Source organism: Sphaerotilus hippei, from assembly GCF_003201595.1.
Taxonomy (GTDB): Bacteria; Pseudomonadota; Gammaproteobacteria; order Burkholderiales; family Burkholderiaceae_C; genus Sphaerotilus; species Sphaerotilus hippei.
In genome coordinates this window covers 312,993-338,607 of sequence record NZ_QJJS01000001.1, presented here as the reverse complement: position 1 = coordinate 338,607, position 25,615 = coordinate 312,993, and the positions used below count along the sequence as shown (strand labels likewise).

The following is a 25,615-nucleotide window of genomic DNA, read 5'->3' as shown; positions in this document are numbered from 1 at the left end:
CTGCGTCACCAGCCCAGCGGCGCGGCCCAGCCCGCGTAGGTCTTGGGCAGCGGCGGCGCATAGTCGCCGTGCTGGCTCGTGCCCAGGCCCAGCGCGGCCAGGCCCTCGGCGAACTTGACGGCAGCCGCCACGCCATCGATCACCGGCACGCCCAGGCGCCGGGTCAGTTCGGCGCACAGCGCGGCCATGCCCGCGCAGCCCAGCACGATGGCGCCGCTGCGGTCGCGGCTCAGCGCCTCGCGGGCGGCCGCCTCGATCTGATCGACGCAGCCCGCGCCGCCGTCCTCGAGCGCCAGCACGGGGATGTCGGTGCCGTGCACCCCGCGGCAGCGGCGCTCGAAGCCGTAGCGGTGCAGCAGGTGCTCGGCGATGACGCAGGTCCGCGTCATCGTGGTGACGACCGAGAACCCGGTGGCCACGAAGCTGGCCGCGTGGAAGGCCGCCTCGGCGATGCCCAGCACCGGCGCCCGGGTGGCCTCGCGGGCCGCGTCCAGGCCCGGGTCGCCAAAGCAGGCGATGACCACCGCGTCGTGGGGCGCGGCCAGCCGCACCTGCTCGGCCACGCCAGCCGCCGCGATGGTCTCGTCGAAATGCCCCTCGATGGACAGCGGGCCGAAGCTGGGTTGCACCGCGACGATCCGCGTGTCCGCCGCGGCCACCTGACGGGCCGCCGCGGCGATGCCCGTCGTCATCGCGGTCGAGGTGTTGGGATTGATGATCAGCAGTTTCATGGTGGGCCTCTCCTCAGGGCCGAGGTCTATTTTGCATACAAAAAGTGCGTGATGTGCTGCAGGATGCAGCGGATCGCCTGTGCTTGGTGCACGCCGGCTGGACCGGTTCGGCGGGACCGCCGCCGTGGCCGGCCGTCCCGCCAGCGTGCTGCAAGAGGCACGCCGCGGTGGTGCGCGGCAGGACGTGCGGCCCGGCGGCGGATCCGGTCCAGTGGCACAGCGATTGCATACAAAGCAGTCCATGAACGACCGCACCGACCTGGAGCTCATCCACCTCGAGAAGGACTACGGCCAGTCCCTCGCGGTGGCGGGCATCGACCTGAGGATTCCCGCGGGCAGCTACTGCTGCCTGCTCGGGCCTTCGGGCTGTGGCAAGACCTCGACGCTGCGCATGATCGCCGGCCACGAGGACCCGACAGAAGGCAGCATCGTGCTGGGCGGGCGCGAGATCACGCACCTGTCGCCGGCCGAGCGCGGCACGGCGATGATGTTCCAGAGCTATGCGCTGTTCCCGCACCTGAGCGTGCGGGACAACGTGGCCTTCAGCGCCCGCATGAAGGGCGTGGCCCGTGCCGAGCGTGAAGCCCGTGCCCAGGAGCTGCTGAAGCTGGTGGCGATGGAGCCGTATGCGCAGCGCCTGCCCGCCGCCCTGTCGGGCGGCCAGCAGCAGCGTGTGGCGCTGGCCCGGGCGCTGATGACCCGCCCGCGGGTGCTGCTGCTCGACGAGCCGCTGTCGGCGCTGGACCCCTTCCTGCGCGTGCGGATGCGCGCCGAGCTCAAGCGCTGGCACCAGGAGCTGGGCATGAGCTTCATCCACGTCACGCACTCGCAGGAAGAGGCGATGGCCCTGGCCGATCTGGTGGTGGTGATGAACCAGGGCCGCATCGAGCAGGCCGGTTCGGCCCGCGAGGTGTTCGAGCGCCCGCGCACCGAGTTCGTGGCCCGCTTCATCGGCGCGCACAACGTGATCGACACGCCAGCGGGCAAGGTGGCCGTGCGCTGCGACCGCATCACGCTGGCCGAGCCCGCACCCGGCGAGCTGGCCGTGCAGGTCACCGCCGTCGAATACCAGGGCGCGCAGGTGCAGGTGCACCTCGCCCCGACCGACGAGACCCGTGCCGCCTCGGCGGACGACGAGGCCCGGAACCCCGCCCGCTGGATGGCCAGCCTGCCCGACGCCGCCTTCCACGCCGCGCCGTGGCGGCCCGGCCAGCAGGTGGGCATGCGCTGGCATGCCGCCGACGCCCACGCACTGGCCGCCTGAGGCCGCCCGAGCCCGAGATCCCCGTTCCCTGCAGCTTCCCAACCCCGGAGTGAATGCCATGTCCGCTGAGTTCGATCCCCAGACGACGCCGCCGAGCGTGACCCCCGACACCGCCCCGACCGTGGCCAGTCCACGCCGCGGCTTCCTGAAGGCCGCCGCCGGCGCCGGCGTGGCCGCCACCGGCATCACCGGCTTCCCCTTCGTGCACGCGCAGGAGAAGATCGTGCTGCGCTACCTGGGCACCGCGGTGAACCAGGACAAGGCGATCGCCGAGAAGTTCGAGGCCGACACCGGCATCAAGATCCAGTACATCCCGGTCACCACCGACGACGTGACCAAGCGCGCCGTCACCGCGCCCAACAGCTTCGACCTGATCGACACCGAGTACTTCTCGCTCAAGAAGATCATCCCGACCGGCAACCTGCTGGGCATCGACGTCAAGCGCATCAAGAACGCCGACAAGATCACCTCGCTGTTCACCAAGGGCGAAGTCGCCGGCAAGAAGGTCGGCGACCAGGGCACCGCACCGAAGAAGGTCATGTACCTCGAAGGCGGCAAGAGCACCAAGTTCTCCGCCACGCCCACCGGCTTCATGACGCTGATCCCCACCGTCTACAACGCCGACACGCTGGGCATCCGCCCCGACCTGATCAAGCGTCCGATCAACTCCTGGGCCGAGCTGCTCAACCCCGAGTTCAAGGGCAAGGCCGCGATCCTGAACATCCCGTCGATCGGCATCATGGACGCGGCGATGGTCGTGGAGGCCATGGGGATCTACAAGTACCCCGACAAGGGGAACATGACCAAGAAGGAAATCGACCTGACGATCAAGACGCTGATCGAGGCGAAGAAGGCGGGCCAGTTCCGCAGCCTGTGGAAGGACTTCAACGAGTCGGTGAACCTGATGGCCTCGGGCGAGGTGGTGATCCAGTCGATGTGGTCGCCGGCCGTGACCGCCGTGCGCACCAAGGGCATCGCCTGCACCTTCCAGCCGCTGAAGGAAGGCTATCGCGCCTGGGCCGCCGGCTTCGGCGTGCCCAAGACCGTCACCGGGCGCAAGGCCGATGGCGTCTACGAGTTCATCAACTGGTTCCTCGACGGCTGGGCGGGCGCCTACCTGAACCGCCAGGGCTACTACAGCGCCGTGCTCGACACCGCCAAGGCCAAGATGGAAGCCTACGAGTGGGCCTACTGGATGGAAGGCAAGGCCGCCTCGCAGGACATCAAGAGCCCCAACGGTGACGTGCTGGCCAAGGCGGGCTCGGTGCGCGACGGCGGCAGCTACGAGGCCCGCATGGGCGGCATCGCCTGCTGGAACGCCGTGATGGACGAGAACGCCTACATGGTCCAGAAGTGGAACGAGTTCGTCGCCGCCTGAGCGACGTCTCCCTGACCGGCACACGATGATGCGACACGCACGCACCTCCCTCCACGCCTGGCTGCAGGCCTCGCCGCTGACGGCGGTGTTTGCGCTGTTCTTCATCGTGCCGCTGGCGCTCGTGCTGATGGTCAGCTTCTGGCAGGCCACCGAGTACGAGCTGATTCCCGCGTTCACGCTGCAGAACTACGTCGACATCTTCGCCGGCTGCTCGGTCGGCGGTGGCGACCTGTGCGTGACGCTGAAGACCTACCTGTCGACGCTGAAGTTCAGCGTGCTGACCTGGCTGATCACCTCGCTGCTGGGCTTCTCGATCGCCTACTTCCTGGCCTTCCACATCCGCAGCCAGCTGCTGCAGACGGTGCTGTTCATCGTCTGCACCGTACCGTTCTGGACCAGCAACGTCATCCGCATGATCTCGTGGGTGCCGCTGCTCGGGCGCAACGGCCTGATCAACCAGAGCCTGCAGGGCATCGGGCTGATCGACACGCCCATCGAGTGGCTGCTGTTCTCCGACTTCTCGGTGGTGCTGGCCTTCGTGCACCTCTACACGATGTTCATGATCGTGCCGATCTTCAACTCGATGATGCGCATCGACCGTTCGCTGCTGGAGGCCGCCCGCGACAACGGCGCCTCGCCCTGGCAGACCGTCGTGCACGTGGTGCTGCCGCTGAGCCGCACCGGGCTGATCATCGGCTCCATCTTCGTGATCGCGCTGGTGATGGGCGACTTCGTCACCGTGGGCGTGATGGGTGGCCAGCAGATCGCCTCGGTGGGCAAGATCATCCAGGTGCAGACCAGCTACCTGCAGTTCCCGATCGCCGCGGCCAATGCCGTGATCCTGCTGGCCGTGGTGCTGCTGATGATCGCCGCGATGATGCGGCTGGTGAACCTGCGCAAGGAGTTGTAGACATGACGACCCGCCGTCCGCCTGCGGCGGCCACCTCCCCGAGGGAGGGGGCCGCCGGTCGCGCCCGGGTCCAGCCCGGACGGCCGCTGAGCTTCTGGCTGCTGGGCAGCGTGTTCGCGGCCTTCGTGCTGTTCCTCTACGGGCCGATGCTGGCCATCTTCGTGCTGAGCTTCCAGGGACCGGAGGGCGGACTGACCTTCCCGATGCGCGGCGTGTCGCTGCACTGGTTCCGCACGCTGTGGGAGGGCATCGGCGTGATCGACATCGGTGCGGCCTTCCGGCGCTCGCTCGGCCTGGGCGCGGTGGTGATGGTGCTGACGGTGGGCTGCTCGCTGCTGGCCGGTCTGGCCTACCGCAAGAAACTGCTTGGCGGCACGGCGCTGTTCTACGTGGTGGTGGCCAGCCTGATCATGCCGTCGATCATCGTCTCGCTGGGCATCGGGCTGAGCTTCCGCCTGCTCGACGCCGGGGTGCGCTCGCTGCTCGAGGTCTGGTCGCCGGAAGCGGCCGAGGGTTTCACCACCACGCTGGGCATGTACAGCTCGGGCCTGGGGGCCCAGCTGACCTGGACCCTGCCCTTCGGACTGCTGATCATGTTCGCGGTGTTCAACCGCTTCAATCCGGCCTACGAAGAAGCGGCCCGCGACCTGGGCGCCTCGCCCTGGCAGACCTTCGTGCACGTGGTGCTGCCGCTGATCGGGCCCAGTCTGGTGGGCGTGGGCATGTTCGGCTTCACGCTGAGCTGGGACGAGATCGCCCGCAGCTCGCAGGCCATGGGCGACCTGAACACGCTGCCTCTGGAGCTGCAGGGCCTGACCACCACCGTGACCACGCCGGTGATCTACGCGCTGGGCACGGTGACGACGGTGGTATCTTTCCTGGTCATGGGGCTGACGCTGAGCGTGGTCGTGCTGTGGCAACGTCGCCGAGCCTGACGCCCCGCGAGGCCCCCACGACCCGCCTCAGGGCGAACGCTTATGAACGACGCCTTCCACCCTGAACTGCCTGCGCCCGCCGACACCGGACAGACCCCGACCCAGCGGGTCTACGACAGCATCCACGCCGCCATCCTCGAGTTGCGCCTGCCGCCGGGCACCCGCCTGCGCGAGGAGGCGCTGGCCGAGCAGTTCAGCGTGTCCCGCACCCTCGTGCGCCAGGCCCTGCACCGGCTGGCGCAGGACCAGGTGATCGAGCTGCGCCACAACCGTGGTGCGGTGGTGCCGTCGCCGACCTACGAGGAGGCCCGGCAGGTGTTCGACGTGCGCCGGCTGCTCGAGTGCGACGTGGCCCGCCGCATCGCCGGCCAGCTCAGCGACGAACAGCTGGAGCAGCTGCACGCCCTGGTGCGCCAGGAGGAGCAGGCACTGGCCCGCAACGACCGGCCGAACTCGATCCGGCTGTCGGGCGAGTTCCACCGGGCGCTGGCCCGCATGAGCGGCAACCCGCTGCTGCTGCGCCTGCTCGACGGCCTGCTGCCCACCACCTCGATGCTGATGGCGCTCTACCAGGCCAGCCAGAAACCGGTCTGCGTGGCACACCGCCATGTCGAGCTGATCCAGGCCCTGCGGGGCAGCCCCGGCAGCGCCGCCACCGAGATGCGACGCCACCTGCAGGAGCTGGAGCGTTCGCTGGTGCAGCCCGCCAGCGCACCGGCCCCACGCCGTGACCTGTTCGCCGGTTACCGGGAACCGGCGGCCGCGGACCCGCGCGGCTGAGGCCTCAGGTCTTTTTCATCGGACAGGTGTCGAGCCCGATGATCGAATAGAGCGGGCAGCTCTTCATCAGGCCGGTGGCCAGGGGCACGATGCCGATCCAGCCCCAGGCGCCGACCTGGCCCGTGGCGGCCAGCAACAGCAGCACGAGGCCGACGACGATGCGAAGCAGGCGGTCGATTCCGCCGACATTGGTTTTCATGAGAGGCACTCCATCCGTCCAGGAAGACCTGCAGTGTGGAGCGGCCTCCTGCCAGGATCTGTGACTGGAGTCACAGATCGGGTCGACCGGCGCGAGGTCAGACCGGGCCCGCCGACAGCTGCCGCAGCGCCGAGGCCTCCAGCAGCTCGATGCGCTCGCGGCCCAGCCGCACCCAGCCGGCCTGCTCGAAGCGCTTGAGCAGCCGGGTCACCATCTCGCGCACCGTGCCCAGCTCGTCGGCCAGCTGCTGGTGCGTCAGGTGCAACACCTGGCCACGACCGAGCAAGGTGCCGGCCAGACGCTGGTCCAGCCGCTGGAAGGCGACGGCCTCGGTCAGCGCCATCAGGTCCGACAGGCGGGTGGCGAACTGGCCGAAGACAAAACGCCGGAACGGCTCGTGCTCGCTCCAGCGCATGAAGGTCCCGGGCGACAGCACCAGCAGCTCGGTGGCCTGCACCGCCACGCCGTGGGCGGACAGCACGCTGCCGCCGAACAGGCACGCGGCCGAGACGACGCAGACCTCGCCGGGCTGCACCCGATAGAGCTCCAGCGCCCGGCCCTGCGGCGCGCCCCGGGCGACCTGCACCGCACCGGACAGCACCATCGGGAATCCCAGGCAAGGCGAACCCTCGTCGAACAGCACGGTGTGGACGGGCACCTGCATCACCGGCCCCATGCGGGCCACATCGGCCACCCAGCCGGGCGGCGCCGAATCGCCCAACACCGGGTACAGGCAGACCAGGCGATCCAGCAGGGAGGGGGCAGCAGCGCTCATGCCACCCCGTCTAGAGCGCCGCCACGGCAGCCGCCGGCGCGCTCAGGGTGCCGCCTTGGCGGTCCAGCGCTTGCGGATGTCGCCGGCGCTGTTGACGCTCTCCAGGTGCACGTCGAAGCCCCACAGCCGGGTCACGTGGCGCAGCACCTCCTGCGCGCTGTCGTCCAGCGGCCGGTCGTTGTGCTGGAAGTGCCGCAGGGTCAGCGAACGGTCGCCGCGCAGCTGCACGTTCCAGACCTGGATGTTGGGCTCACGCTGCCCCAGGTCGTACTGGTGCGACAGCGCCTGGCGCACCCTGCGGTAACCGGAATCGTCGTGGATCGCGCTGATCTCCAGCTCGGGGCGTTTTTCATCGTCGAGGATCGCGAACAGGCGCAGGTCACGCATCAGCTTGGGGCTCAGGTACTGACCGATGAAGCTCTCGTCCTTGAAGTTGCGCATCGCCTGATCGAGCGCGGGCAGCCAGGGCGTGCCGGCGATCTCGGGGAACCACTCGCGGTCCTCATCGGTCGGGTGTTCGCAGATGCGCTTGATGTCGGTGTACATCGCGAACCCGAGCGCATACGGATTGATGCCGCTGTAGCCCCGGTCGGTGACCCGGGGCTGGTAGACCACGTTGGTGTGCGACTTGAGCCACTCGATCATCACGCCGTCGGTCAGATGGCCGTCGTCGTACATGGTGTTGAGCAGCTTGTGGTGCCAGAACGTGGCCCAGCCCTCGTTCATCACCTGGGTCTGGCGCTGCGGGTAGAAGTACTGCGCCACCTTGCGCACGATGCGCACGATCTCGCGCTGCCAGGGCTCGAGCAGCGGGGCGTTCTTCTCGATGAAATAGAGCAGGTTCTCCTGCGGCTCGGCCGGAAAGCGCCGCGCCTCGGGCGCATCGTCGGGCTTGTCAGCGCGCCGCGGCAGCGTGCGCCACAGGTCGTTGACCTGCTGCTGCGCATAGGCCTCGCGCTCCTTGCGTTCGGCCAGTTCCTGGGACAGCGTCTTCTTGCTGGGCCGGCGGTAACGGTCCACCCCGTGGTTCATCAGCGCGTGGCAGCTGTCGAGGAAGGCCTCGACCGCCTCCAGTCCGTGGCGCTCCTCGCATTCGGCCACGTAGTTCTTCGCGTAGACCAGGTAGTCGATGATGGACGACGCATCCGTCCACATGCGGAACAGGTAGTTGCCCTTGAAGAAGCTGTTGTGGCCGTAGGCCGCGTGCGCGATCACCAGCGCCTGCATCGGCAGCGTGTTCTCCTCCATCAGGTAGCTGATGCAGGGGTTGCTGTTGATGACGATCTCGTAGGCCAGGCCCATGGCGCCGCGCTTGTAGTTCTTCTCGGTCGAGATGAACTCCTTGCCGTAGCTCCAGTGGCGGTAGTTGACCGGCATGCCGACCGACGCGTAGGCGTCCATCATCTGCTCGGCGGTGATGATCTCGAGCTGGTTCGGGTAGGTGTCGAGGCCGAAGCGCCGCGCGGTCTCGCGGATCACGTCGTGGTAGCGCTCGATCAGCTCGAAGCTCCAGTCGCTGGGCGCCGGCAGCGGTGCCTCGGGCCGCTGGAGCAGCGGCAGGGGCTCGCGCAGGGACCGGGCGCCGGCCACGACCGGTGCGGCGGCGGTCGGCCTCTCGAGGGCGGAGGTGATGTCGTCGGCTGCATTCATGCTGGTGTCCCCTTGAAGGCCGGATGGGGTGCGTCAGGCCACGGCCTGGGCGCCTTCCTTCTTGAACAGGTCACGGAAGACCGGATAGATCTGCGAGGCTTCGGTCACCTTGCGCATCGCGAAGTGCGGCCCGGACGTCTCGGCCAGGCGACGGTATTCGTCCCAGAGGTTCTGCTCGGCCTCGGCCACCTGCACATAGGCGTAATAACGGCACAGCGGCAGGATCTTCTGCTCGAGCAGCTCGCGGCAGCGACCGCTGTCGTGGTGCCAGTTGTCGCCGTCGCTGGCCTGGGCACCATAGATGTTCCACTGGTCGCTCGGATAGCGGGCGCGGATCACCTCCTCCATCAGCACCAGCGCGCTGGAGACCACCGTGCCCCCGGTCTCGGTCGAGTGGAAGAAGCCCTGCTCGTCCACCTCCTGGGCCTGGGTGTGGTGGCGGATGAAGACGATGTCGATCTTTTCGTAGTGCCGCGTCAGGAACAGGTAGAGCAGGATGAAGAAGCGCTTGGACAGCTCCTTGCGCGACTCGTCCATCGAGCCCGACACGTCCATCAGGCAGAACATCACCGCCTTGCTGGTGGGCACCGGCACCCGCACGCGACTGCGGAAGCGCAGGTCGATCGGATCAAGGAAAGGGATGCGTGCCACCCTCGCCCGCAAGGCCTCGACCTGGGCCAGCAGGGTCTCGCGCTCACGCTCGACCACCTCGTCGGCCTCGCCGACCACGGGCAGCGCCAGCAGCCTGGCCTCGAGTTCCTGCAGCTCGGCCCGGCTGGAGGCACCCAGCGCGATGCGCCGCCCCAGGGCACCTCGCATGGAACGCACGACGTGCAGGTTGTTGGGCGTGCCGTCGCTGGAGTAACCCGCCCGGTGGCTCTTCCACTCGGGGGTCTCGGCCAGCTGGGTGCGCACCAGATGCGGCAGCGCGAGGTCCTCGAAGAAGACCTGCATGAACTCCTCCTTGCTCAGCGAGAAGACGAAGTCGTCCTCCCCTTCGCCGGAATCGCTGGCCTGACCGCTGCCGGAGCCGCCTCCCCCGCCGCCACCACCCTGCGGCCGCTTGATGCGGTCGCCGGTGACGTACTCGCGATTGCCGGGGTGGACCATCTCGCGCTGCCCGCCCTGACCATGGTGGAAGACGGGTTCGTTGATGTCCTTCTTCGGGATCTTGATGTCCTCGCCACGCTCGAGGTCACGGATCCCGCGGCCATCGATGGCGCGCCGCACCGCCCCCTTGATCTGTTCCTTGTAGCGGCGCAGGAAACGCTCGCGGTTGCCGATGGACTTGTTCTTGCCTGCCAGTCTGCGATCGATGATCTGGTGCAGCATGGTTCACCTTGTTGGTTTCGACCGCCCCGCCACCCGGCAGGGCGGCGGGGAAGACCTGACCCCTCCGGGTCCCGTCAGCTCGACTTGCGCACGCGCAGATACCACTCGCACAGCAGGCGCACCTGCTTGGGCGTGTACCCCTTGTTGACCATGCGATTGACGAAGTCCTCATGCTTCTTCGCCTCGTCCGCGCTGGCCTTGGCGTTGAAGCTGATGACCGGCAGCAGCTCCTCGGTGTTGGAGAACATCTTCTTCTCGATCACCGTGCGCAGCTTCTCGTAGCTGGTCCACAGCGGGTTCTTGCCCTGGTTGTTGGCCCGGGCACGCAGCACGAAGTTGACGATCTCGTTGCGGAAGTCCTTCGGGTTGGCGATGCCGGCCGGCTTCTCGATCTTCTCGAGCTCGGCGTTCAGCGCCACGCGGTCGAACACCTCGCCGGTGTCGGTGTCACGGAACTCCTGGTCCTGGATCCAGTAGTCGGCATAGATCACGTAACGATCGAAGATGTTCTGGCCGTACTCGGAATAGCTCTCCAGGTAGGCGGTCTGGATCTCCTTACCGATGAACTCGGCGTAGCGGGGTGCCAGCAGCTCCTTGATGTAGCCGGTGTACTTCTGCTCGACCTCGGGCGGGAACTGCTCACGCTCGATCTGCTGCTCGAGCACATACATCAGGTGCACCGGGTTGGCCGCCAGCTCCTGGCTGTCGAAGTTGAAGACCTTGGAGATGATCTTGTAGGCAAAGCGCGTGCTGATGCCACTCATGCCCTCGTCGACGCCGGCGTAGTCGCGGTACTCCTGGTAGCTCTTGGCGCGCGGGTCGGTGTCCTTCAGGTTCTCGCCGTCGTAGACCTGCATCTTGCTGAACAGGCTCGAGTTCTCGGGCTCCTTCAGGCGAGTCAGGATGGCGAACTGGCTCATCATCTTCAGCGTGCCCGGTGCGCAGGTGGCGCCGGCCAGCGAACTGCCCTTGAGCAGCTTCTCGTAGATCTTCACCTCCTCGCTCACGCGCAGGCAGTACGGCACCTTGACGATGTAGATGCGGTCGAGGAAGGCCTCGTTGTTCTTGTTGTTGCGGAAGGCCTTCCACTCGCTCTCGTTGCTGTGCGCAAGCACGATGCCGTCGAAGGGGATCGCGCCAAAACCTTCGGTGCCCTTGTAGTTGGACTCCTGGGTGGCCGTCAGCAGCGGGTGCAGCACCTTGATGGGCGCCTTGAACATCTCGACGAACTCGAGCAGGCCCTGGTTGGCCAGGCACAGGCCGCCGGAGTAGCTGTAGGCGTCCGGATCGTCCTGGGCGTAGGTCTCGAGCTTGCGGATGTCGACCTTGCCCACCAGCGACGAGATGTCCTGGTTGTTCTCGTCACCCGGCTCGGTCTTGGCGATGCCGACCTGCTTGAGGATGCTGGGGTAACGCTTGACGACCTTGAAGCGGCGGATGTCGCCGCCGAACTCCTCCAGCCGCTTGACGGCCCAGGGGCTCATGATGCGGTTGAGGAAACGCTGCGGGATGCCGAACTCCTTCTCGAGCACCGCACCGTCCTCGGCCGGGTCGAACAGTCCCAGCGGGGACTCGTTGACCGGCGAGCCCTTGATCGCATAGAACGGCACCTCCTGCATCAGCTGCTTGAGGCGCTCGGCGATGGAGCTCTTGCCGCCACCGACCGGGCCCAGCAGATAGAGGATCTGCTTCTTCTCCTCAAGCCCCTGGGCGGCGTGGCGGAAGTAGGACACCACCTGCTCGATGGAGTCTTCCATGCCGTAGAACTCGGCGAAGGCCGGGTAGATCTTGATGACCTTGTTCGCGAAGATGCGCGACAGGCGTGGATCGTTGCGGGTGTCGACCATCTGCGGCTCACCGATCGCCTTGAGCATGCGCTCGGCGGCGGTGGCATACGTCAGGGGATCACGCTTGCACTCTGCGAGATAGTCCTCGAGGGACATCTCCTCCTCACGCGTGCGTTCATACCGTGCGGCGAAGTTGCTGATCACGTCCATGCAGGCCTCCTGGTGGGTTCAGGGGGTGCGGCGGCAGGATCATTGCCACTGCACCAGGGAAGATCTGATGGAGTCCCTTGCCCGCAGGGGTCTGGTTGGCGGGGCGAGGCTACATCAGAGCTTTCCGTCGCTCTGCAGCATCAACGTTATGACCTGATGGTGACAGCTTGGTTCAACTTGCGGGGCGCCGTCCATCAAAGAACGGACGCCTTCGTCGGCTTTATCTTCGCTGTGCACAAAAGTGTGCGTTCTTCCACTCCGGAACGATACGCATGCTTTCGAGGTTGACATGAGCAAACCCCGTGCCGGATTGCATGCACGATCGGGCGGCGGTCGGGGCCGCCCGCGTTCAGCGCTCGGTCAGGCCCAGCCGGTCCAGCAGGCCGTTGAGTTCTTCCAGCGACGAGAAGCCGATCGCGATCTCGCCCTGCTCGCCCCGGCGGGTGCGCTTGCGCACACGGATCTCGACCGGTGCGGTCAGCACGTCGGCGAGCTGCTCCTCGAGGCGCTGCAGGTCACGCGACTTCTCGCCACGGTCGCGGCGTGCCGGCTCCTGGCGGGCCTCGTCCTGGCGCGACACGAGCTTTTCCGTCTCGCGCACCGACAGCTGGCGGCCGACGATCTCGTTGGCGCAGGTGATCTGGTGCACCTTGTCCAGCGGCAGCAGCGCACGGGCGTGCCCCATGTCGAGGTCACCGGCCATCAGCATCTGCTGCACCGGCGCGGCCAGGTTCAGCAGGCGCAGCAGATTGCTGGTCGCGCTGCGCGAGCGCCCGATGGCCTGGGCGGCCTCCTCGTGCGTCAGGCCGAACTCGCTGACCAGGCGCTGCACGCCCTGGGCCTCCTCGAGGGGATTGAGGTCCTCGCGCTGGATGTTCTCGATCAGCGCCATCGCGGCGGCGGCCTGGTCGGGCACGTCGCGCACCAGCACCGGCACCTCCTCGAGCCCCGCCAGGCGGGCCGCACGGCTGCGCCGCTCGCCGGCGATGATCTCGTACATCGGCAAGCCATCGCTGGCAGCGATCGGACGCACCAGAATGGGTTGCATCACGCCCTGGCTCTTGATGCTTTCCGCCAGCTCGAACAGCGAGCCTTCATCCATCCGCGTGCGCGGCTGGTACTTGCCAGCACAGAGCTGGCTCAGCTTGACGGCATGAGGCTGACCCGCCGGAGCACCCGCCCGCGGCGCATCGGCCACCTGCGGGCCCAGCAGGGCCTCCAATCCACGTCCAAGTCCTTTGGGCTTCTTCGTCACCATCAGGCGATTGTCCGTGATCTGCCGAGCAGCCGGAGCAGTCGCTGGTGACCCTCGTCCCAGTCACCCAGGCCGGAGTGGTCGTTCAGGTGGCCCAGGGCACCGACCACCTCGTGGCCGGCTCCCCAGCTGCGGCACAGGTCGACGGCCCGCTCGGGCGTGGCGTACGGATCGTCGGACGACAGCAGCGCCAGGGCCTCGAAGGGCAGCGGCGAACGGCGCATCGGCCGCCAGTTGTGGAGCTGGGGCGGCATGTCCTCGCGTTCGGTGTCGGGCGGCGCCACCAGCAGCGCGGCGTGCACACGCTGCGCGTGCCGGCTGTGCTCGGCCCAGGCCGCCACCAGCTGGCACCCCAGGCTGTGCGCCACCAGCGCCAGCGGCTGCCCGACCGGGCGGGCCAGCACCGCCTCGTCGAGCCGGGCCATCCAGTCGCCACGGCGTGGCCAGAGCCAGTCGTCCTGCTCCACCCGCTCGTAGCCGTGGCGCAGCACCCAGCGGGACTGCCAGTGCTGCGCACCGGAATCCTGCCACCCGGGCAGCACCAGCACATGCCATGTCTCAACCGACTTGTTCATGCCGTATTCTCCTGTTTTTGCTGCAGCGCACTGTGAAGAGGACCCCATGAAGCATGCTGTGTTCGTCGACGGCCAGGAAGGCACCACCGGCCTTCGCATCCATGAATATCTCGCCGGCCGGGACGATGTCGAGGTGCTGCGCATCGCGCCCGAGCTGCGCAAGGATGCCGCCGAGCGGGCCCGCCTGCTGAACGCCGCCGACATCGCCTTCCTGTGCCTGCCCGATGCGGCCGCCATCGAGGCCGCCGCACTGGTCACCAACCCGAAGACCTGCCTGATCGACGCCAGCACCGCGCACCGCATCGATGCGGCCTGGTCCTTCGGCCTGCCCGAGCTCGCGGCCGGCCAGCGCGAGCGCCTGCGCGCCAGCAAGCGCATCGCCAACCCCGGCTGCCACGCCAGCGCCTTCATCCTGGCGATGCGCCCGCTGGTGGATGCCGGACTGGTGCCGCGCAGCCTGGGCGTGAGCGCGACGTCGATCACCGGTTATTCCGGCGGCGGCAAGAAGATGATCGAGCAGTACGAAGCCGGTGGCGACGCCCGCCTGATGGCCCCGCGCCCCTACGCGCTGGGCCTGGCGCACAAGCACCTGCCCGAGATGATGGCCCACACCGGGCTGGAGGTCGCGCCGGTGTTCATGCCGGTGGTCGGCCCGTTCTACAAGGGCCTGGCGGTCAGCATCCCGCTGCACCGCGCCCAGCTGGCGGCCCAGGCCGACGCGCCCCGGCTGCATGCGGCACTCGAGGCCCACTATGCGGGCGAGCGTTTCGTGCGGGTCATGCCGCTGAACGACGGGGCGACGCTGCAGGACGGCTTCTTCGACGTGCAGGGCTGCAACGACACCAACCGGGTCGACCTGTTCGTGTTCGCCCGCGGCGAGCAGGTGCTGCTGATGGCCCGCCTGGACAACCTGGGCAAGGGTGCGAGCGGTGCGGCGGTGCAGTCGATGAACGTGCACCTGGGCGTGGCCGAGGACCTGGGGCTCTGAAACGAAGAAGCCCGGCGGAGCCGGGCTTCTTGCTGGGCGGGAGCGGCCGGTTGCCGCCCGGCGCTCAGGACAGCTGGTTGCTGATCAGCTTGGTCATCTCGAACATCGAGACCTGATCCTTCATGAAGATCGCCTTCAGCTTGGCATCGGCGTTGATCATGCGCTTGTTGGCCGCGTCCTGGAGGTTGTGCTTCTTGATGTATTCCCAGACCTTCTTGGTCACTTCGGTGCGCGGTGCCGGCTCCTTGCCGATCACTGCCGCCAGCGCAGCCGACGGGGTCATCGCCTTCATGAAAGCCGCGTTGGGCGCACGCTTGGCCGGAGCCGCTTCGGACACCGCTGCGCTCTGGGCCGGGGCGGATTTTGCTGCGGGGGTCTTTGCGGCGGCTTTCTTAGCAGTTGCCATATCGAATCTACTCCATCAGGGGACAGTGAACAGGTCAGTGCCGGGCACCCGCTGCATGAGCAGGCATTCTCGCGATCACTTGGCGCGCGAATGGTAATGCCTGCCCATGGCGTTGAAAAGGCGATTTCCAGCCCCCACCCCGATTAAACGCCCGTGAAAACCAGCGCATGCGCTCCCGGTCCGCGTCGGCAGGCCTCGACGGAGGCCAACAGCGTGCGGATCTACGCACCTCTACGCACGAGACCGGGCCCGGCCGGGCCCTACACTGCGCGCCGTAGGATCGCCAGAGACGATCCGGCCCCGGCCGTCGCTGTCAGGGTCACCCCATCACCGCCCCTCCTGTGGACACGCCATGGAACAATTCCTGACCCCTGACTTCCTGCTGGCCGTCGGCCAGATCATCCTCATCGACATCCTGCTCGGTGGCGACAATGCCGTCGTGATCGCGCTGGCCTGCCGCAAGCTGCCGGAAGCCCAGCGACGCGCCGGCATCCTGTGGGGCACCGCCGGGGCCATCCTGCTGCGGGTCGTGCTGATCTTCTTCGCGCTGACCCTGCTGAAAGTGCCTTTCCTGAAGGTCGCCGGTGCGCTGCTGCTGCTGTGGATCGGCATCAAGCTGCTGGTCCCGGAAGACGAGGGCGACCACGCCATCCACGCCAGCGACAAGCTCTGGGCCGCCGTGAAGACCGTCATCGTGGCCGACTTCGTGATGAGCCTGGACAACGTCATCGCCATCGCCGGGGCGACCGAGTCCCTCGGGGGTGAGCACCAGATGCCGCTGGTGATCTTCGGCCTGCTGGTCAGCATCCCGATCATCGTCTGGGGCAGCCAACTGGTGATCAAGCTGATGGACCGCTTCCCGATGATCATCACGCTGGGCGCGATGCTGCTGGGCTGGATCGCCGGCACGATGGCCGTGTCCGACCCGGCAGTCGTGCCCTACCTGGCCCAGGCCGCCGCCGACGGCACGCCGGGCGAGGCCAGCGCCACGGTGCGTTATGCCGCGGGCATCGCCGGTGCCGTGCTGGTGTTCGTCGCGGGCCGCGTGATCGCCAGCCGCCACGCCGCCAAGGCCTGACGCACGGGGGCGCCCCGACGCACGGGCTGTGCTAACTTCCATGTCGATGCACCGGCACAGCCCATGAGCAGCACGCTCACCTTCCTGAACCCGACGCTCGGCGACGACGACACCGTCCCGCCCGAGTTGCACGAGCCACCGCTGGCCGAGCGCGAGCAGCGGCCTCACCGTCTGGGCCGCTTCCAGCTGATGCACGAGATCGGCCGTGGCACGATGGGCCGGGTCTACCTGGCCCGGGACCCCCGGGACGGCCACGAGATCGCCATCAAGACGCTGGCTCTGGGCAGCGAGTTCGACGGGTTCGCGCTGCAGGAGGCCCGCAGCCGCTTCCAGCGCGAGGCCGAGGCGGCCGGCCGCCTGCAGCACCCCGACATCGTGCAGGTGCTGGAGTCCGGCGAAGAAGGCGCGTGGTCCTACATCGCGATGGAGCGACTGCGGGGCGAGGACCTCGGCCAGCATGTCCAGCGCCAGCAGCGCCTGAGCCTGCCGCAGGTCCTGCGCGTGGGGGCCCGCGTGGCGCGTGCCCTGCACTTCGCCCACGAGCAGGGCATCATCCACCGGGACATCAAGCCGACCAACGTGATGGTCGATGCATTGAACGATCAGGTGAAGGTCATGGACTTCGGCATCGCGCGCATCGCGGACGCCAGCCGGACCCGGACCGGCCTGGTGCTGGGCTCGCCGCTGTACATGGCGCCCGAACAGCTGGCCGGCCGCGCGGTCGACGGACGTGCGGACCTGTACGCGCTCGGGGTCACGCTGTTCCAGCTGCTCACCGGCCACCTGCCGCTGCAGGGCCACTCGATGGCCGACCTGATCCACGCGGTGACCCACACGCCCGCGCCGACCGTGCGCTCGCGCCGCCCCTCCATCCCCGAGGCGGTGTGCAACGTGGTCAGCATCCTGCTGGAGAAACGACCGGAGTTGCGCTACCGTCACGGTGCCGACGTGGCCGCCGATCTGGAACTCGTGCGCACGATGATCGAGCCCGGCACCGCACCGGCGCCAGGTCGGGCATGATCGCTTCGGTGCAGGAAGTCTCGCCAATCCGCACGATGGCAGGCACGCAAGCTGCTGAGTTTCTGCCGCAGACCCCAGAATGCAGATCCTGAAGACATTGCCCTCGCCCATCCGATCATGAACATCGAGTTCTACGCCGTCACCGACACGGGTCGTGCACGCCTGAACAATGAAGACTCGGTCGCGATCGAAGAGAACGCGGGCCTGGTCGTGCTGGCCGACGGCATGGGCGGCTACAACGCCGGTGAGGTCGCCAGCCACATGGCGACCGAATACATCCGCTCGGAACTGGGCTACTGGCTCAAGGAGACCGGCACGGAAGCCAGCGACCTGGACGTGCGCCGCGCGATGGACATCTGCGTGGACAACGCCAACCGCGCCATCTTCAACGCCGCCAACGCCAACGCCCAGTACGCCGGCATGGGCACGACGCTGGTGGTGGGGGTGCTGCGCGGCAGCCGCCTGCTGCTGGGCCACATCGGCGATTCGCGGGCCTACCGCTGGCGCGATGGCCGGCTGGTCCAGCTCACCCGCGACCACTCGCTGCTCCAGGAGCAGCTCGACGCCGGTCTCATCACGCCCGAGCAGGCGCTCTACAGCAGCCACCGCAACCTCGTGACACGCGCGGTCGGCGTCGAGGACGTGGTGCTGCTGGAGACCCACATCCACCCGGTCCTGCCGCAGGACTGGTTCCTGCTGTGCTCGGACGGGCTGTCGGACATGCTGACCGACGAACAGATCGGCGAGGTGCTCGTCGCGCACGGCGAAGCGGCGAGCGCGGCCGATGCGCTTGTAGAAGCAGCCAATCAGGCAGGCGGACGGGATAATATCGCCGTGATTCTGATCGCCACGCAGAGCAGCGCCGACGGCGCACGGTCGTGGTGGCCATTCAAACGCTGAAAACGCCGCCGACCGGGTTCGGACTGCACAGAGACCAAGATACAGAGGACGTTCATGCCCAAACTCGTTGTTTCGCTGGACGGCGTGGTCATCAAGGAAGTCCAGTTGACCAAGGACAAGACCACCCTGGGACGCCGTCCGTACAACGACATCGTCATCGACAACCTGGCGGTCAGCGGTGAGCATGCGGTGCTCCAGATGGTCGGCCAGGACGTCTACATCGAGGACCAGAACAGCACCAACGGCACCTACATCAACGGCCGTGCGGTCAAGCGCCAGCTGCTGCAGCACAACGACACCGTCGAGATCGGCAAGTACAAGATCAAGTACCTGGTCGAGGACAACTCGGACTACGAGAAGACGATGATTCTCAAGCCCGGGCAGATTCCGAGCTCGATGGCCGCCACGCGCCCCATGTCCTCGGCCACGCTGCCCGGCCAGCTGCCCGCCTCGAACTTCGGCCACCTGGCCGCCGCCCCGACGGTGGCCCAGGCCTCGATCCGGGTGCTGTCGGGTGCGGCAGCCGGGCGGGAGGTGGCGCTGACCAAGGTGGTGACCACGGTCGGCAAGCCCGGCGTGCAGGTCGCCTCGATCACCAAGCGCCCGGGCGGTTATGTCTTCGCCCACGTCGAAGGTGCCAACCGGCCGCTGGTGAACGGCTCGGTGGTGATGGGGGATCCGGTGCACCTGAAGGACGGCGACGTCATCGAGCTGGCGGGCACGCAGATGCAGTTCGTGCAGCCCTGACGAGCCCGTGCCGAGGCCTCTGCCCGGCACCTCGACCCGGCGTGCGATTGTCACGCCGGGGCCCCCGATCTCCGGTCAAGGGAACATGCCGGGCATCAAGCAGTGAGGAAGTGCTCGCCCGCCGGCTTGCGAGCACCCGGGGCGGTCGGCACCATAGCGCGACCACCCCCAGCCTGAGAGACCCTTGATGTATTTGCGTGTGCTCGGATGTTCGGGATCGATCGCCCGGGACAAACGGACGACCTCCTTCCTGCTGAACCAGCGTGTCCTCGTCGATGCGGGCACCGGGGTGGGAGACCTCGATCTGGACGAACTGCTGGAGATCGACGACATCCTGCTGTCGCACTCCCACCTGGACCATGTGCTGGGCATCGCCCTGCTGGCCGACAGCGTGCTGCAGCGCCGGCTGTCGCGCGAGCGCTCCGGGCCGATCCGGGTGCACGGCCTGCCGGCCACGCTGGAGGCACTGCGCCGGCACATCTTCAACAACGTGATCTGGCCCGACTTCACCGTGCTGCCGACGCGGGAGCGCCCCATCATCGAGCTGGTGCCGTTCGAGATCGGGCAGCTGCTGCAGATCGCCGACCTGAAGATCGAGGTGCTGCCGGCGTCCCACACCGTGCCCGCCTGTGGCTTCGCCGTCGCGACCGCGGCCGGCTGGTGGGTCTACACCGGTGACACCGGACCCAATCCAGCCCTCTGGGAGGCCCTCAGGGGCCGGCCGCTGGCTCAGCTGGTGATCGAGGCCGCCTTCAGCGACGACGATCGGGCGCTGGCCGAGGTGAGCCGGCACCTGTGTCCCAGCCTGCTGATCCAGGAGCTGTCGCACCTGGATGGCGACACCATCGTGGCCTTCACCCACGTCAAGCCGGGCGAGATGGCCGCCGTGACCGGTCAGATAGCCGCCGCCGGCCTGGGCATGCCGATCACGGCCCTGCAGCGCGGCGACACCTTCGAGTTCTGAGCCCCCTCAGGGCAGCCGCCAGGCATCGAAGCCGGTGCGCAGGATCAGCAGGCCGACCACCACCAGGAAGACCCCGCGCACGAAACCGGCGCCCCGCCGCAGCGCCAGCCGCGCGCCCAGCAGGCTGCCCAGCACGTTGGCCAACGCCATCGGCAACGCCATCCACCACCAGACATGTCCCTTGGCGGCGAACAGCGCCAGAGCGGCCAGGTTGGTGGCCGTGTTGAGCAGCTTGGCCGCCGCCGAGGCATGCAGGAAGTCGTAGCCCAGCCAGCGCACGAACAGGAAGACGAAGAAGCTGCCGGTCCCGGGGCCGAAGAAGCCGTCGTAGGCGCCGATGGCGGCCGCGACCAGCACCGCTCGCCAGCGCTCACCCGCCGCCTCATGCATCGGCTGGTGCACCCGCCCCAGATCCTTGCGCAGCAGGGTGTAGAGCAGCAGCAGCAGCAGGATCACGGGCAGGGCCTTGCGCAGGCCGCCGGAGGGCACGACCGTGACCGCCCAGGCGCCCAGCAGGCTGGCCAGCGCGGCGACCAGCGCCGCCGGCAGCAGCGTGGCCCAGTTCATCCGGACCCGTTGCGCGTACTGCCCGGTGGCCCAGGCGGTGCCCCAGACCGCGGCCGCCTTGTTGGTGCCGAACAGCGAAGCCGGTGCCGCCGCGGGGAAGACCGAGAACATCACCGGCACCAGGATCAGGCCACCACCACCGACGATGGCATCCACGAACCCGGCCAGACCGGCCGCCATCGTCACCCAGACCACATCCCACATCACGCACGCACCACCACGGAAAATAAAAAGGCGCCGGGGTGAACCGGCGCCTTCTCATTTTTGCATGCCACGGGGTGCCGCAGCTTCTTCTTGAACTGGTGTCTGCGCTGTTGTTGGAGTGTTCCGCGCAAAACCTTGACCAGCCCTCTTGTCGTCTCCTCAGCCCCTCGCTCTGGCGCGACCTCCTGATCGGGGTTCGCTGCGAGTGCCCGAACTGTAGGGGCAGGCCTGCAGGCCCTGCATCGGGGCTTTCCCGCACCGCGACGGGGCATCAGGCGGCATCGGCGAGGATCCAGGCCGCGGCCCGCTCGGCCAGCATCAGCGTGGGGGCGTTGGTGTTGCCACTGGTAATGGTGGGCATCACGCTGGCATCGACGACACGCAATGCGCTCACGCCCTGCACCCGCAGGCGGGTGTCAACCACCGCACCGGGCTCCCGCTCGGCCCCCATGCGGCAGGTGCCCACGGGATGGAAGATCGTGGTACCGATGTCGCCTGCCAGCCGGGCCAGATCCTCGTCGCTCTGGAACTGCAGGCCCGGCCGGACCTCGCGGGCCTGCAGCGCCTGCAAGGCCGGCTGGGCCACGATGTGGCGGGTCAGGCGCAGCGAGCGGACCGCGACCTCCCGGTCCTCGGCGGTCGCGAGGTAGCCGGGCTCGATCAGCGGAGCGTCCTCGCAGCGGGGCGAACGCACATGCACCCGGCCACGGGACGTGGGGTTGAGGTTGCAGACGCTGGCCGTGAAGGCATTGAAGTCGTGCAGCGGCTCGCCGAAGGCATCCAGCGACAGGGGCTGGACGTGGTACTCGAGATCGGGCCAGGGCTGCTCCGGCGACGACCGGGTGAAGGCCCCCAGCTGCGACGGCGCCATGCTCATCGGCCCGCGACGCAGCAGCGCGTACTCCAGGCCGATGCACGCCCGGCCCCACAGGCTGCGGACCCGGGTGTTGAGCGTGGGCACACCCTCGACCCGGTAGACCGAGCGGATCTGCAGGTGGTCCTGCAGGTTGCGCCCGACCCCCGGCAGCGCCCGCACGACCGGCAGGCCCAGCGGCTGCAGCACCGCGGGGTCGCCGATGCCCGACAGCTCGAGCACCTGCACGCTGCCGATCGACCCCGCACTCAGGATCACCTCGCGGTCGGCATGCACCGTCTCGACCCCGTGGGGCGTCTGCACCTCGACGCCCACGCAGCGCGGCCGGCCGTCGGCCCCCGGCTCGAGCAGCAGGCGCCGGACCTGCACACCGGTCCAGAGCGCGAAGTTCGGCCGCCCCAGGCAGGTCGGACGCAGGAAGGCCTTGGCCGCGTTCCAGCGCCAGCCCCGGCGCTGGTTGACCTCGAAATAGCCCACGCCTTCGTTGCTGCCCTGGTTGAAGTCGTCGGTGCGCGGCAGGCCGGCCTGCGTGGCGGCCTCGGCGAAGGCATCAAGCACCGCCCAGCACAGGCGCTGGCGCTCCACCCGCCATTCCCCGCCGTGGCCATGCGCCGCCTGGAAGGAGGCGTCGGTGCCGGCCACCCGGGCCGGGTCGAGCCGCCAGTGGTCCTCGTGCTGGCGGAAGGCCGGCAGGCAGGCTTCCCAGCGCCAGCCGTCGTCGCCGGTCAGGCGGGCCCACTGGTCGTAGTCACGCGCCTGGCCACGCATGTAGATCATCCCGTTGATGCTCGAGCACCCCCCGAGCACCTTGCCACGTGGATAACGCAGGCGTCGCCCGTTCAGGCCCGGATCGGGTTCGGTCTGGTAGAGCCAGTCGGTGCGCGGATTGCCGATGCAGTGCAGGTAACCCACCGGGATGTGGATCCAGTGGTAGTCGTCCATGCCACCGGCCTCGAGCAGCAGCACCCGGTGCGCGGGGTTCGCGCTGAGCCGGTTGGCCAGCAGGCAGCCGGCCGTGCCGGCACCGATGACGATGTAGTCGAAGCGGGACATGGGGCTCCAGGGCGAGGGGGCGGGGTCAGGAGGCCAGGTGGGAGGCCAGCACCGGGAAGAGCTTGATCAGGCCCTCGGCCATGATCTCCACCGCCAGGGCGGCCAGGATCAGCCCCATCAGCCGGGTCATCACGTTGATGCCGGTCTGTCCGAGCAGGCGCGCGATGCGCCCGGCGGCCGAAAACGCCACGAAGGTGGCCAGACCGACCACGACCCCGTAGCCGACCAGCACGCCCAGCTCCCACCAGTGGCGGGTGTGGTCGGCATAGATGACCATGGTCGAGATCGTCGCCGGCCCGGTCAGCAGCGGGATGGTCAGCGGCACCACGGCGATGCTGGCACCGGTGTCGGCACGCTGGGCGCCCTCGTCGACCTCGTCGCGCCGGGCCTCTGCCGGCTGGGCATTGAGCATCTGCAGGGCGCTGATCAGCAGCAGCGTGCCCCCGCCGACCTGGAAGGATGCCAGCGAGATGCCGAAGAACTGGATCACCTGCAGACCCGCCAGCGCGCTGATCGAGATGACCAGAAAGGCGGTGAACGACGAGACGCGGATGGTGCGCCGTCGCTGCTCGGCACTGAGCGTGTTCGTGAAATGGATGAAGAAGGGGACGACCCCGATCGGGTTGACGATGGCCAGCAGGGCCACCAGCGGCTTGAAGAGATCCATGCCCACGATTGTGAGCGGGCCACCGCCGACCCGGAACGGAAAAACACGCCCGGGAGGGTGTGTCCCGATCCGGGAAAACCCGAAAGGAACACACAAGTACCGATTGCCCGTGCTCAAAATCTCGACGCCGTTACAACACTTATCGCCCTGATCGACTGGACAGGGCTTGACTGTCCCCCATAATGGTTCCTCGTGTCTGGATGCGGCGCCTTCTCTGTTCCCTGGAATGAGTACTGGCTTAGCTCCGCCACTTGGTTGATCAGTACTCTGGTACTTTGTTTCTGTTGAAAGGCGCTCTTCCATGGGCAACAAACTCTACGTGGGCAACCTTGCCTACAGCGTTCGTGACGAAGATCTGAACGACGCGTTCTCCCAGTTCGGCACCGTGACCTCCGCCAAGGTCATGATGGATCGCGAAACCGGCCGCTCCAAGGGCTTCGGTTTTGTCGAGATGGGTTCGGATCCCGAAGCCCAGTCCGCCATCAACGGCCTGAATGGTCAAGCCATCAGCGGTCGCGCTGTGGTCGTGAACGAAGCCCGTCCTCGCGAAGAGCGTCCGGGCGGCTTCCGCAGCCCCTACGGTGGCGGCGGTGCTGGCGGCGGCGGCCGTCGTGAAGGCGGCGGCGGCTTCGGCGGCGGCGCTGGTGGTGGCGGCGGCCGTGAAGGCGGCGGCGGTGGCGGCGGTTTCCGCAGCCCCTACGGCGGCGGTGGCCGTCGTGAAGGTGGTGGCGGCGGTGGCGGTCGTGGCGGCTTCGGCGGCGGCGGCGGTTACGGCGGCGGCGGCGGCTACTGATCACGTCAGGATCGCCGCCCTCCAGGCGTCGATCCTGCGCTGAACACGCACGATCAAAAGCGGACCTCGGGTCCGCTTTTTTGCGTCAGGACCCGGACCGGCGGGGCTTGCGTCCCCTCCCCTGCAGGACACGGTCATAGATCGGCGACGGCAGCAGGCGCAGCAAGCACACGACCCAGGCCATCGGCCACGGGATGACTCGCCAGCGCACGCCGGCATCGATCGCCTTGACCGCCTGCGCCGCGAAGGTGTCGGCCGAGATCAGGAACGGCATGGCGTAGGGATTGCCGCGGGTCAGCGGCGTGTCCACGAAACCGGGCACCAGCGTGACGACGCGGATGTCGTCGCCGCGCAGCTCCAGGCGCAGGCTCTCGCAGTAGCTCACGACGGCGGCCTTGCTGGCGCAGTAGCCCCCATGACCCGGCAGACCGCGGATCGCGGCGACGCTCGCCACGCCGACCAGCCGGCCACGCCGCGCCAGGCGCATCGGCCGGATGAAGGGATGGAAGGTGGCGGCCAGGCCCACGGTGTTGGTCGCATGGATCTCGCGCAGCACCTCGAGATCGTCGCGCTCGGCGGTGTCGATGCCCACGCTGATGCCGGCATTGGCGATGACGACCTCGGGCAGGCCTTGCTCGATCAGGCAGCGCTGCCCCACCGCCACGATGCGGTCGACATCCTGGACATCGGCCTCGTAGGCCACGCAGACCTCGGGACCCAGCCCCTGCTCGCGGGCCCAGGCCTCGAGGCGCTCGACCCGCCGGGCCACCAGCGCCAGCCGCCAGCCGCGACGGGCGTACTGCAGCGCCAGCGCCTGGCCGATGCCGCTCGAGGCCCCGGTGATGAACACCAGGGGCAGGCGCTGACGAGCCAAGTCGTCCATCCCACGCCTCAGCGCACGGCGACGCCGGGCTGCAGCACCCCGTGGACCGGGCCGCCGAGCAGCAGGTCGGCCGCCCGGTGGTCGTAGACCAGCGAACCCGCCTGCAGGCGATGGACCCCGTCACGCAGGGTCACCGGGCGGTCGCTGCGCACCGTCGAGCGGTCGCTGTCGAACAGCATCACCTCGCTGGTGAACTCCAGCTCGGCGCGCAGGCCGGGCACGGCGTCGCGTCGCACCCGGGCCCCGCCTTCCAGCCGCACCCGCCGGCCATCGGCACTGGCGATCGCGCGGGCGGCCGTCGCATGCATCAGGTGCCCCTCGTCGTCGGCCCAGCGCAGGCGCACGCCATCGATCTCGAGTTCGTCGGTGTCCGGGTAATGGCGCACGACATCCCCCTCGATCACGCCCCGGGCCGGGCCGGCCGCCGTGTACTGCTGGACCGAGAAGCCGCGCATCTGGTAGTCGGGCTCATGCCGCAGCGGTGCCTGCGTGCGGTCGGCGCCGGCCTCGGGCGTGTGCTGGACCAGCCACCACGAGGCCGCCGCCAGCACCGCCAGCATCAGCAGGGGAAAGTAGTTCACCACCTGCTCGCGCAGCCAGGCCAGGGGCGAGCGCCGGGGGCGCAGTCCATGATCCTGGTGACGCGCCAGCAGCGGCGGCAGGGGCAGGGGCTGGGTGTCGACGTCCATC

Annotated in this window: 26 protein-coding genes; 12 read left to right on the top strand and 14 right to left on the bottom strand. The window is 68.2% G+C overall.

The features are described from left to right. Positions 1–5 precede the first annotated feature (5 nt). Positions 6–731: an aspartate/glutamate racemase family protein gene (locus tag C7444_RS01640; protein ID WP_110399065.1), complete on the bottom strand. Its 726-nt coding sequence runs from the start codon at positions 729–731 to the stop codon at positions 6–8. A gap of 241 nt (positions 732–972) precedes the next feature. On the opposite strand from C7444_RS01640, the gene C7444_RS01635 reads away from it, so the two are divergent. The 5 genes from C7444_RS01635 to C7444_RS01615 are packed head-to-tail and all read left to right on the top strand — an operon-like array spanning position 973 to position 5,998. Continuing rightward, on the top strand, positions 973–1,995 hold the full coding sequence (locus C7444_RS01635; protein ID WP_110399064.1) for an ABC transporter ATP-binding protein: 1,023 nt from the start codon (positions 973–975) through the stop codon (positions 1,993–1,995). A gap of 58 nt (positions 1,996–2,053) precedes the next feature. Then, positions 2,054–3,373: an ABC transporter substrate-binding protein gene (locus C7444_RS01630; protein WP_245909355.1), complete on the top strand. Its 1,320-nt coding sequence runs from the start codon at positions 2,054–2,056 to the stop codon at positions 3,371–3,373. 28 nt (positions 3,374–3,401) lie between these two features. Beyond that, positions 3,402–4,283 carry an ABC transporter permease gene (locus tag C7444_RS01625; RefSeq protein WP_245909354.1) on the top strand — a complete coding sequence of 294 codons (882 nt, stop codon included), beginning with the start codon at positions 3,402–3,404 and terminating at the stop codon, positions 4,281–4,283. Positions 4,284–4,285: 2 nt separating this feature from the next. Beyond that, positions 4,286–5,218: an ABC transporter permease gene (locus tag C7444_RS01620; protein WP_110399062.1), complete on the top strand. Its 933-nt coding sequence runs from the start codon at positions 4,286–4,288 to the stop codon at positions 5,216–5,218. Positions 5,219–5,260: 42 nt separating this feature from the next. Continuing rightward, positions 5,261–5,998 (top strand): GntR family transcriptional regulator, encoded by a 738-nt coding sequence (locus tag C7444_RS01615; RefSeq protein WP_110399061.1) that lies wholly within the window; start codon positions 5,261–5,263, stop codon positions 5,996–5,998. 4 nt (positions 5,999–6,002) lie between these two features. On the opposite strand, the gene C7444_RS01610 is transcribed toward C7444_RS01615, so the two are convergent. From C7444_RS01610 to C7444_RS01580, 7 genes are all read right to left on the bottom strand, one after another. Continuing rightward, positions 6,003–6,197 (bottom strand): YgaP family membrane protein, encoded by a 195-nt coding sequence (locus tag C7444_RS01610; protein WP_110399060.1) that lies wholly within the window; start codon positions 6,195–6,197, stop codon positions 6,003–6,005. 97 nt (positions 6,198–6,294) lie between these two features. Further along, positions 6,295–6,972, bottom strand: a complete 678-nt coding sequence (locus C7444_RS01605; protein WP_110399059.1) for a Crp/Fnr family transcriptional regulator — start codon at positions 6,970–6,972, stop codon at positions 6,295–6,297. 42 nt (positions 6,973–7,014) lie between these two features. Beyond that, positions 7,015–8,622, bottom strand: coding sequence for a SpoVR family protein (locus C7444_RS01600; protein ID WP_110399058.1), 1,608 nt, complete (start codon positions 8,620–8,622; stop codon positions 7,015–7,017). Between the two features lie 33 nt (positions 8,623–8,655). Next, a complete protein-coding gene (locus C7444_RS01595) occupies positions 8,656–9,954 on the bottom strand; it encodes a YeaH/YhbH family protein (RefSeq protein ID WP_211317458.1) in 1,299 nt (432 codons plus the stop codon). Positions 9,955–10,028: 74 nt separating this feature from the next. Further along, on the bottom strand, positions 10,029–11,951 hold the full coding sequence (locus C7444_RS01590; RefSeq protein ID WP_110399057.1) for a PrkA family serine protein kinase: 1,923 nt from the start codon (positions 11,949–11,951) through the stop codon (positions 10,029–10,031). Between the two features lie 349 nt (positions 11,952–12,300). Further along, positions 12,301–13,209: a ParB/RepB/Spo0J family partition protein gene (locus C7444_RS01585; protein WP_110399056.1), complete on the bottom strand. Its 909-nt coding sequence runs from the start codon at positions 13,207–13,209 to the stop codon at positions 12,301–12,303. Further along, positions 13,209–13,781, bottom strand: a complete 573-nt coding sequence (locus tag C7444_RS01580; RefSeq protein ID WP_110399055.1) for an RBBP9/YdeN family alpha/beta hydrolase — start codon at positions 13,779–13,781, stop codon at positions 13,209–13,211. The genes C7444_RS01585 and C7444_RS01580 overlap by 1 nt, the downstream gene beginning before the upstream one ends. Positions 13,782–13,827: 46 nt before the next feature. On the opposite strand from C7444_RS01580, the gene argC reads away from it, so the two are divergent. Continuing rightward, positions 13,828–14,769 carry an N-acetyl-gamma-glutamyl-phosphate reductase gene (argC, locus tag C7444_RS01575; protein WP_110399054.1) on the top strand — a complete coding sequence of 314 codons (942 nt, stop codon included), beginning with the start codon at positions 13,828–13,830 and terminating at the stop codon, positions 14,767–14,769. Between the two features lie 64 nt (positions 14,770–14,833). Here argC and C7444_RS01570 read toward each other — a convergent pair whose 3' ends face one another. Then, positions 14,834–15,061 (bottom strand): SWIB/MDM2 domain-containing protein, encoded by a 228-nt coding sequence (locus tag C7444_RS01570; RefSeq protein ID WP_375136895.1) that lies wholly within the window; start codon positions 15,059–15,061, stop codon positions 14,834–14,836. Between the two features lie 466 nt (positions 15,062–15,527). Here C7444_RS01570 and C7444_RS01565 point away from each other — a divergent pair, with 466 nt between their 5' ends. From C7444_RS01565 to C7444_RS01545, 5 genes are all read left to right on the top strand, one after another. Continuing rightward, the gene (locus C7444_RS01565) at positions 15,528–16,253 is read left to right on the top strand and encodes a TerC family protein (RefSeq protein ID WP_110399052.1); all 726 of its coding nucleotides are present in this window, start codon (positions 15,528–15,530) and stop codon (positions 16,251–16,253) included. Positions 16,254–16,316: 63 nt separating this feature from the next. After that, on the top strand, positions 16,317–17,273 hold the full coding sequence (locus C7444_RS01560; protein WP_110399051.1) for a serine/threonine-protein kinase: 957 nt from the start codon (positions 16,317–16,319) through the stop codon (positions 17,271–17,273). 117 nt (positions 17,274–17,390) lie between these two features. Further along, positions 17,391–18,173, top strand: a complete 783-nt coding sequence (locus C7444_RS01555) for a Stp1/IreP family PP2C-type Ser/Thr phosphatase (protein ID WP_110399050.1) — start codon at positions 17,391–17,393, stop codon at positions 18,171–18,173. Positions 18,174–18,227: 54 nt separating this feature from the next. Continuing rightward, positions 18,228–18,920 (top strand): FHA domain-containing protein, encoded by a 693-nt coding sequence (locus C7444_RS01550; protein WP_110399049.1) that lies wholly within the window; start codon positions 18,228–18,230, stop codon positions 18,918–18,920. A gap of 187 nt (positions 18,921–19,107) precedes the next feature. Further along, on the top strand, positions 19,108–19,884 hold the full coding sequence (locus tag C7444_RS01545) for an MBL fold metallo-hydrolase (RefSeq protein ID WP_110399048.1): 777 nt from the start codon (positions 19,108–19,110) through the stop codon (positions 19,882–19,884). 6 nt (positions 19,885–19,890) lie between these two features. Here the strand turns inward: C7444_RS01545 and C7444_RS01540 are convergent, their stop codons facing one another. From C7444_RS01540 to C7444_RS01530, 3 genes are all read right to left on the bottom strand, one after another. Continuing rightward, the gene (locus C7444_RS01540) at positions 19,891–20,655 is read right to left on the bottom strand and encodes a sulfite exporter TauE/SafE family protein (RefSeq protein ID WP_110399047.1); all 765 of its coding nucleotides are present in this window, start codon (positions 20,653–20,655) and stop codon (positions 19,891–19,893) included. A 271-nt stretch (positions 20,656–20,926) separates the two neighbouring features. Continuing rightward, positions 20,927–22,582 carry a GMC family oxidoreductase gene (locus C7444_RS01535; protein WP_110399046.1) on the bottom strand — a complete coding sequence of 552 codons (1,656 nt, stop codon included), beginning with the start codon at positions 22,580–22,582 and terminating at the stop codon, positions 20,927–20,929. Between the two features lie 25 nt (positions 22,583–22,607). Then, positions 22,608–23,249 (bottom strand): MarC family protein, encoded by a 642-nt coding sequence (locus C7444_RS01530; RefSeq protein ID WP_110399045.1) that lies wholly within the window; start codon positions 23,247–23,249, stop codon positions 22,608–22,610. A 301-nt stretch (positions 23,250–23,550) separates the two neighbouring features. Here C7444_RS01530 and C7444_RS01525 point away from each other — a divergent pair, with 301 nt between their 5' ends. Then, positions 23,551–24,042: an RNA recognition motif domain-containing protein gene (locus C7444_RS01525; RefSeq protein WP_110399044.1), complete on the top strand. Its 492-nt coding sequence runs from the start codon at positions 23,551–23,553 to the stop codon at positions 24,040–24,042. An 85-nt stretch (positions 24,043–24,127) separates the two neighbouring features. Here the strand turns inward: C7444_RS01525 and C7444_RS01520 are convergent, their stop codons facing one another. Further along, on the bottom strand, positions 24,128–24,925 hold the full coding sequence (locus C7444_RS01520; RefSeq protein WP_110399043.1) for an SDR family oxidoreductase: 798 nt from the start codon (positions 24,923–24,925) through the stop codon (positions 24,128–24,130). 8 nt (positions 24,926–24,933) lie between these two features. After that, the gene (lptC, locus tag C7444_RS01515; RefSeq protein ID WP_110399042.1) at positions 24,934–25,614 is read right to left on the bottom strand and encodes an LPS export ABC transporter periplasmic protein LptC; all 681 of its coding nucleotides are present in this window, start codon (positions 25,612–25,614) and stop codon (positions 24,934–24,936) included. Position 25,615 lies beyond the last annotated feature (1 nt).

Bases quoted from the DNA above. Each gene is read 5' to 3' on its own strand.
- C7444_RS01640 (WP_110399065.1), bottom strand. From the start codon at position 731: ATGAAACTGCTGATCATCAATCCCAACACCTCGACCGCGATGACGACG.
- C7444_RS01635 (WP_110399064.1), top strand. From the start codon at position 973: ATGAACGACCGCACCGACCTGGAGCTCATCCACCTCGAGAAGGACTAC.
- C7444_RS01630 (WP_245909355.1), top strand. From the start codon at position 2,054: ATGTCCGCTGAGTTCGATCCCCAGACGACGCCGCCGAGCGTGACCCCC.
- C7444_RS01625 (WP_245909354.1), top strand. From the start codon at position 3,402: ATGCGACACGCACGCACCTCCCTCCACGCCTGGCTGCAGGCCTCGCCG.
- C7444_RS01620 (WP_110399062.1), top strand. From the start codon at position 4,286: ATGACGACCCGCCGTCCGCCTGCGGCGGCCACCTCCCCGAGGGAGGGG.
- C7444_RS01615 (WP_110399061.1), top strand. From the start codon at position 5,261: ATGAACGACGCCTTCCACCCTGAACTGCCTGCGCCCGCCGACACCGGA.
- C7444_RS01610 (WP_110399060.1), bottom strand. From the start codon at position 6,197: ATGAAAACCAATGTCGGCGGAATCGACCGCCTGCTTCGCATCGTCGTC.
- C7444_RS01605 (WP_110399059.1), bottom strand. From the start codon at position 6,972: ATGAGCGCTGCTGCCCCCTCCCTGCTGGATCGCCTGGTCTGCCTGTAC.
- C7444_RS01600 (WP_110399058.1), bottom strand. From the start codon at position 8,622: ATGAATGCAGCCGACGACATCACCTCCGCCCTCGAGAGGCCGACCGCC.
- C7444_RS01595 (WP_211317458.1), bottom strand. From the start codon at position 9,954: ATGCTGCACCAGATCATCGATCGCAGACTGGCAGGCAAGAACAAGTCC.
- C7444_RS01590 (WP_110399057.1), bottom strand. From the start codon at position 11,951: ATGGACGTGATCAGCAACTTCGCCGCACGGTATGAACGCACGCGTGAG.
- C7444_RS01585 (WP_110399056.1), bottom strand. From the start codon at position 13,209: ATGGTGACGAAGAAGCCCAAAGGACTTGGACGTGGATTGGAGGCCCTG.
- C7444_RS01580 (WP_110399055.1), bottom strand. From the start codon at position 13,781: ATGAACAAGTCGGTTGAGACATGGCATGTGCTGGTGCTGCCCGGGTGG.
- argC (WP_110399054.1), top strand. From the start codon at position 13,828: ATGAAGCATGCTGTGTTCGTCGACGGCCAGGAAGGCACCACCGGCCTT.
- C7444_RS01570 (WP_375136895.1), bottom strand. From the start codon at position 15,061: ATGAAGGCGATGACCCCGTCGGCTGCGCTGGCGGCAGTGATCGGCAAG.
- C7444_RS01565 (WP_110399052.1), top strand. From the start codon at position 15,528: ATGGAACAATTCCTGACCCCTGACTTCCTGCTGGCCGTCGGCCAGATC.
- C7444_RS01560 (WP_110399051.1), top strand. From the start codon at position 16,317: ATGAGCAGCACGCTCACCTTCCTGAACCCGACGCTCGGCGACGACGAC.
- C7444_RS01555 (WP_110399050.1), top strand. From the start codon at position 17,391: ATGAACATCGAGTTCTACGCCGTCACCGACACGGGTCGTGCACGCCTG.
- C7444_RS01550 (WP_110399049.1), top strand. From the start codon at position 18,228: ATGCCCAAACTCGTTGTTTCGCTGGACGGCGTGGTCATCAAGGAAGTC.
- C7444_RS01545 (WP_110399048.1), top strand. From the start codon at position 19,108: ATGTATTTGCGTGTGCTCGGATGTTCGGGATCGATCGCCCGGGACAAA.
- C7444_RS01540 (WP_110399047.1), bottom strand. From the start codon at position 20,655: ATGTGGGATGTGGTCTGGGTGACGATGGCGGCCGGTCTGGCCGGGTTC.
- C7444_RS01535 (WP_110399046.1), bottom strand. From the start codon at position 22,582: ATGTCCCGCTTCGACTACATCGTCATCGGTGCCGGCACGGCCGGCTGC.
- C7444_RS01530 (WP_110399045.1), bottom strand. From the start codon at position 23,249: ATGGATCTCTTCAAGCCGCTGGTGGCCCTGCTGGCCATCGTCAACCCG.
- C7444_RS01525 (WP_110399044.1), top strand. From the start codon at position 23,551: ATGGGCAACAAACTCTACGTGGGCAACCTTGCCTACAGCGTTCGTGAC.
- C7444_RS01520 (WP_110399043.1), bottom strand. From the start codon at position 24,925: ATGGACGACTTGGCTCGTCAGCGCCTGCCCCTGGTGTTCATCACCGGG.
- lptC (WP_110399042.1), bottom strand. From the start codon at position 25,614: ATGGACGTCGACACCCAGCCCCTGCCCCTGCCGCCGCTGCTGGCGCGT.